The 6,000-nt window shown below is 63.3% G+C and carries 7 protein-coding genes; 6 read left to right on the forward strand and 1 reads right to left on the reverse strand.

Annotation, left to right across the window (positions count from 1 at the left end; all coding sequences use genetic code 11):
- Window positions 1–25 precede the first annotated feature (25 nt).
- The 6 genes from larC (at window position 26) to AAAX59_RS06360 (ending at window position 5,442) form a co-directional block, all read left to right on the forward strand.
- Window positions 26–511 carry a nickel insertion protein gene (gene larC, locus AAAX59_RS06335; protein ID WP_349071155.1) on the forward strand — a complete coding sequence of 162 codons (486 nt, stop codon included), beginning with the start codon at window positions 26–28 and terminating at the stop codon, window positions 509–511.
- 60 nt (window positions 512–571) lie between these two features.
- Window positions 572–1,120: a phosphodiesterase gene (gene yfcE, locus AAAX59_RS06340; RefSeq protein ID WP_195622297.1), complete on the forward strand. Its 549-nt coding sequence runs from the start codon at window positions 572–574 to the stop codon at window positions 1,118–1,120.
- 2 nt (window positions 1,121–1,122) lie between these two features.
- Window positions 1,123–1,983 (forward strand): nucleoside triphosphate pyrophosphohydrolase, encoded by an 861-nt coding sequence (mazG, locus tag AAAX59_RS06345; RefSeq protein WP_349071157.1) that lies wholly within the window; start codon window positions 1,123–1,125, stop codon window positions 1,981–1,983.
- Between the two features lie 189 nt (window positions 1,984–2,172).
- A complete protein-coding gene (eno, locus tag AAAX59_RS06350) occupies window positions 2,173–3,462 on the forward strand; it encodes a phosphopyruvate hydratase (RefSeq protein ID WP_161144569.1) in 1,290 nt (429 codons plus the stop codon).
- 196 nt (window positions 3,463–3,658) lie between these two features.
- Window positions 3,659–4,420: a hypothetical protein gene (locus AAAX59_RS06355; RefSeq protein ID WP_229028219.1), complete on the forward strand. Its 762-nt coding sequence runs from the start codon at window positions 3,659–3,661 to the stop codon at window positions 4,418–4,420.
- A 20-nt stretch (window positions 4,421–4,440) separates the two neighbouring features.
- Window positions 4,441–5,442, forward strand: coding sequence for a hypothetical protein (locus tag AAAX59_RS06360; RefSeq protein ID WP_349071158.1), 1,002 nt, complete (start codon window positions 4,441–4,443; stop codon window positions 5,440–5,442).
- A gap of 131 nt (window positions 5,443–5,573) precedes the next feature.
- Here the strand turns inward: AAAX59_RS06360 and AAAX59_RS06365 are convergent.
- Window positions 5,574–6,000: IS3 family transposase (locus tag AAAX59_RS06365; RefSeq protein WP_349071160.1), on the reverse strand; the 427-nt coding region annotated here is incomplete at its 5' end.

Consider the following 6,000-nt stretch of genomic DNA (forward strand, 5'->3'; position numbering starts at 1 on the left):
CCCGTGCGGAAAGGATCCGGACCGTATGCAACGTGGAAGTACATCTCCGCTGTCCCGCGAGACCGATGCGCCCGAGACCATCGTCAAGCTGGAGTGCGATATTGACGACGCATCGCCCGAGGTGCTCGCCTACGCCGCCGAACGCCTGCGCGAGGCTGGCGCCCGCGAGGTACACTGGCTGCCCCTCTATTGCAAAAAGGGCCGCCCCGGATGGCAGCTGCAGGTAATCTGCGCCCGCGAGGACATTGACCGTCTGCAGATGATCATCTTTTTGGAAACCACGACCAACGGCATTCGTCGCCAGGTCATGGAACGCGTCTGCCTGCCACGCCGCTTTGAGCAGGTGACGACGCCATGGGGCGAGGTGGCCGTTAAGGTGGCAACCCTGCCCGATGGCAGCGAGCGTGCAGCGCCCGAGTACGAGGACTGCGCCCGTCTCGCTCGCGAGCGTAATGTGCCGCTCCAGCGCGTGATGCAGGCGGCCCAGAGCGCGGCACTGCGATTTGAATAACGCGGCTGGTGGCGACATCCTGCGTCTAGCCATATCAACCCCATTCGAAAGGATCTCCCCATGAAATACCTCGTCGCCTCCGACATCCACGGCTCGGCATACTGGACCGAGCGCCTGGTCACCGCCATCGAGTCCGAGCAGCCCGACCGCATCGTTCTGCTGGGCGACCTGCTCTACCACGGTCCGCGCAACGACCTGCCGCGCGACTATGCTCCTAAGCGCGTGATTCCGCTGCTCAACGCCCTAGCCGACCGCATCATCGCGGTGCGCGGCAACTGCGACGCCGAGGTCGACCAGATGGTCCTCGACTTCCCCGTCATGACTGACTACGCCACGCTGTTTGACGAAACCGGCCGTGAGCTGTTCTTGACGCACGGCCATGTCTTTGGCGCCGGCATGCACAACAGCGTCGACCACGCGCCCGCGCTGCCCGAGGGCTCCGCGCTCGTCTACGGTCACACGCACATCAAGATCAACGAGGAGAGCGCCGCGCACCCGGGCCTGTGGCTTTTCAACCCCGGCAGCGTGAGCATTCCCAAGGACGGTACGCACAGCTACGGCATCTACGAGGGCGGCGCGTTCCGCCACGTGGTCATGGAGGGGGAGTAGCCATGGCGCAGCATATGGCTCAGCAAAATGCCGAGGGCTCGCGCGATCTGTCCACGCTGGTCGACGCGTCGGCCGAGCTGCAGCATCTGGTGCAGACCATCTGGCGTCTGCGTCAGCCCGATGGCTGCCCGTGGGACCGCGAACAGACGCACCGCAGCATTGGCAAGAACATGATCGAGGAAGCCTACGAGGCGCTCGATTGCATCGAGGCGGACGACGCGGCGCATCTGCGCGAGGAGCTGGGCGATGTGCTCATGCAGGTGGTGCTGCATGCGCAAATTGCGGCGGATGCCGGCGAGTTTACGCTGGCCGACGTGGCGCGCGATATCGACGCCAAGCTCATTCGCCGTCATCCGCACGTGTTTGGCGATGTGGATGCCGACAGCTCCGACGAGGTACTCAAGATTTGGGACGAGGTCAAGCTTGCCGAGAGGGCTGCCAAGGACAAGGCCGTGGCGGCGGGCGAGGCTGCGCCCGAGGGCCTGCTCGACGGCGTGCCCACGCATCTGCCGGCGCTGATGCAGGCTCAGAAGGTGTCGCGCAAGGCGGCTGCCGTGGGCTTTGAGTGGGAGACGGTCCAGGACGTGTGGGACGAGGTCGCCGAGGAACGTGCCGAGTTTGAGGCCGAGGCCCCCGGAACGCCCGAGCGCGAAATGGAGTTTGGCGATCTGCTCTTTGCCCTGGTCAACGTCGCGCGCAAAGAGGGGATCGACGCCGAGAGCGCCCTGCGCGCCAGCACGGCAAAGTTCCGCCGCCGCTGGGCCGCGATGGAGCAGATGGCGGCCGATGCTCACGTGGATCTTGCCGAGCTTTCGACCCACGGCCTCAACGACCTGTGGGATGCCGCAAAGGCGGAGGAGTAAGACTGCTGGAACGACGGGCTGACACGCCTCATCGTTCCCGCTAAATTTTTCGAAAATCAAGTGTATCCCTCGGCTAACTTAGGGCATAATGCAAAAAGTGCGACATGGCTAACTTACGGAGACGCACCGATGGTGCACGGTCAGCCGGTCGCTTGCATCCACTACGTTTCCAAGTGAGAGGGAGACAACATGAGCGATATTTTGGACGTCTACGGTCGCGAGGTGCTCGACAGTCGCGGCAATCCCACCGTCGAGGTCGAGGTCGTGCTCGAGGACGGCAGCTTTGGCCGCGCAATGGTGCCTTCGGGTGCTTCGACCGGCGCCTTTGAGGCCTGCGAGCTGCGCGATGGCGACAAGGGCCGCTACCTGGGCAAGGGCGTTTCGCAGGCCGTCGAGCATGTCAACAACGAGTGCGCTAACGCCGTCGTGGGCCTCGACGCCTTCGACCAGCGCGCCGTCGATGCCGCGCTGATTGCCGCGGACGGTACCCCCAACAAGACCAAGCTCGGTGCCAACGCCATCCTGGGCGTGTCGCTGGCCGTCGCCCGCGCCGCTGCCGAGTCGGCGGGCCTGTCACTGTACCAGTACCTGGGCGGCGTCAACGCCCATCTGCTGCCCACGCCCATGATGAACATTCTCAACGGCGGCGTGCATGCCGACAACAACGTCGACTTCCAGGAGTTCATGATCATGCCGGTGGGCGCCCCGAGCTTTGCCGAGGGCCTGCGTTGGTGCGCCGAGGTCTACCACACCCTCAAGGGCGTGCTGCACGAGGCCGGCCTGGGCGGCGGCGTGGGCGACGAGGGCGGCTTTGCCCCCAACCTTAAGACCAATGCCGAGCCGTTCGAGTACATCACCAAGGCCGTGGAGAAGGCCGGCTTTAAGCCCGGCATCGACTTCATGTACGCCATGGACCCGGCCTCGACCGAGTTCTACAACGCCGAGACCGGCATGTACGAGCTCAAGGGCGAGGGCGTGGAGTACACGAGTGCCCAGATGGTTGATTACTGGGAGAAGCTCGTCGACACCTATCCCATCATCTCCATCGAGGACGGCATGGCCGAGGAGGACTGGGACGGCTGGGTTGAGCTCACCCGTCGCATTGGCAACAAGGTGCAGCTGGTGGGCGACGACCTGTTCGTCACCAACACCGAGCGCCTCAAGAAGGGCATCGAGCTGGGTGCCGCCAACGCGATCCTGGTCAAGGTCAACCAGATCGGCACGCTCACCGAGTCGCTCGAGGCCATCGAGACCGCCAAGGAGGCCGGCTACGCTTGCATCGTGAGCCACCGTTCCGGCGAGACCGAGGACTCCACGATCGCCGACCTGGTCGTGGGCGTCAACGCCGGCCAGATCAAGTCGGGCGCCCCGTGCCGCAGCGACCGTATCGCCAAGTACAACCAGCTCATCCGCATCGAGGACGAGCTCGAGGGCAGCGCGCGTTACGCCGGCAAGGCCGCGTTCTACAACATTCGCTAGGCACGCGGAGGTCGCGGGGGCGGGGAAGACTCGGATTTGCCTTGCTCCAGCCGGGCGCTGTTGAGCACCATTGGGCGCTGGGCCATATGACTCAGCGCCTTTTTTATGTCGAGCAAAGGCTGGCGAAGGCGGTGCGGGCGCTCGTGCTATAACTAGAATACTTAGCGCAAACAAACCTCAACCGCACAAGGCGCACATGGATCAGATTTACGACAACAGGTACTATTCCGCCGGTTCGCGTGAGCCGTCGCCTCGCCGTGCGCGCACGGTGCAGCTCGGTGGGTCCGCCTACGCCGGCGCCGACCGCTCCATGCAGCGCCCGACAAGTACCTCGCGCCCCAATGCTCAAGTGAATACTTCGACAGATGGACCAGTGCGCCCGGCACGTTCGTCGCATGCTCAGCGCTCGTCGGCTCAAACGCACGATAGGTCGAGCAGGCCTTCGAACCGTTTTTCGGGCTCGGACTTTATGCACTACGCCAACGACAACGCGGTGGTCAAGGCGATCTACGACTTTACCCACGGTCCTCAGCGAGGGCTATTCATCGGCATTGTCGTTGCCCTGGTGCTCGTGAGCCTGTATTTCCCCGTGCGCGATCTGTACGTGGCAAAGCGTTCGAGCGATATCTTGGCCAAGCAGGTCGAGATTCGTCAGCAATACAATGATGAGCTGCAAAAAAGCGTCGACAAACTGCTCTCGGAGGAGGGCATTAAGGATGCGGCGTCCGAGGATCTGGGCCTGGTGATGCCCGGCGAGAAGAGGGTTGAAGTGCAGGGCCTGGACGACGATTCGGATTCGTCTTCGAGCAAGAAGTCGTCGAACGCCAAGAAGGCCAGCGAAGTTGCCAAGGAAATCGAAGAAGTCGGTAAGGACGCCCCGTGGTACATCCAGGCGCTCGACATGCTGTTTGGGTTTAACGGTGTCGAGGGCCAGACGGTCGTGTCCAACGGCAAATAGCGCCCGGAGGGGAGCCCGCAATGGCAGATTGCAAACGATATAAGGTGGCGGCGATCGATCTGGGAACGGTGTCGTCGCGACTGGTGCTGGCGCAGGTCGAGGGCGGGGCGATCGTGGAATCGTCCAAGCATACCGAGATTACCGACCTGGGCGAGGGTGTGGACGCGACGGGTCGCTTTTGCGAGGCGGCGGTCGAGCGCGTGCTCGCTGCATGCCGCATGTTTGTGGACGAGGCGCGTGCCTTTGGGGCCGCGTGCATTTGCACCACATGCACGAGCGCCGCGCGCGATGCATCCAATGCCGCACTGCTGCTGGACGGTCTGCGTGAGCTGGGGCTCGAACCGCAGGTGATTCCGGGCGAGGTCGAGGCGCGCCTGACGTTTTTTGGCGTGGCGCACGACTTTGCCGGCGAGCGCATCATTGTTGCCGATTCGGGCGGCGGATCCACGGAGCTCGCGACGGGCGTCTATGCGCCGGAGCGTGGGGTCTTTGCGCTGGAGGGCACGCGTTCGCTGGACATCGGTTGTCGCCGTGTGACGGAGCGATTTTTCTCGGCACTGCCGCCCGCACGCGGCGAGCTTACTGCCGCTGCCGCGTGGGCGGGCGAGCAGTTCGCTGCCTATTTTGAGGGCCTGCCGAGCAATTTTGAGCGCGCCGAACGCTTGGTCGCAGTGGGTGGCACCGTCTCCACATCCGTGGCGCTCGTTCATGAGCTGGAACCGTACGATTCGAGCTTTGTGCACCTGCGCGAGCTTTCGCTGGATCAGGTTTCGGCCGCTATCGAGCGCATGTCTGCGTTGGATGTTGCAGGCATTGCCGCGTTGCCGGGCGTGCAGCCCAAGCGCGCGGGCGTGATTCTGGCCGGCGCCGTGGTGATCCGCGAGCTCATGCGTGCCGGCGGCTACGATGCGCTCACCGTAAGCGAGAACAGCCTCCTCGCCGGCATGGCCGCCACTATCAACGAAACCCTCGACGGCGCGACTCCCACCATCGGCTGGACCCCGAGCCTGAGTGCTCTTTAACCGTCTTCCTCTGAGTTGCGGTGAAATAGTTCCTAAATAAGCTGGTAAAGGGGGTGCGGACGATTTCTTGGACCGCGCCTAGGCGTATCCATGGAGTGGGAAGGATAAACTGGACTTTCTTTTAAGGATCCTCAAGCGTATTGCCGCTCGTATTCCACTGGAGACATGTAGCCCAGGGTGGAATGCATGCGCACCCTATTGTAATAGAGCTCTATGTACTTGAAGATGTCCTGCTTGGCCTCGTCCCTCGTCCCATAGCTCCTCTCTTTCACCAATTCCCTTTTCAGCGTCTTGAAGAACGACTCGGCCACCGCGTTGTCCAGCGGCGTGCCGGGCCTTGATACCGACTGGACTATGCCATGCGAGTCCAGACACCGCTGGAAGGAACGGGAGGTGTACTGCGCGCCCTGATCGTCATGGAAGACGAGGCTGCCGTCATCTGGCGGACCCTCCCTGCCGACCGCCTGCTCCATCGCGTCGATCGCGACCTTCTCGGTGATGCGCTCGGACATCGACCAGCCCACGACCTTGCGGGAGAAGGCGTCTATCACGGCTGCG

Source organism: Collinsella sp. CLA-ER-H2 (genome assembly GCF_040092405.1).
Taxonomy (GTDB): Bacteria; Actinomycetota; Coriobacteriia; order Coriobacteriales; family Coriobacteriaceae; genus Collinsella.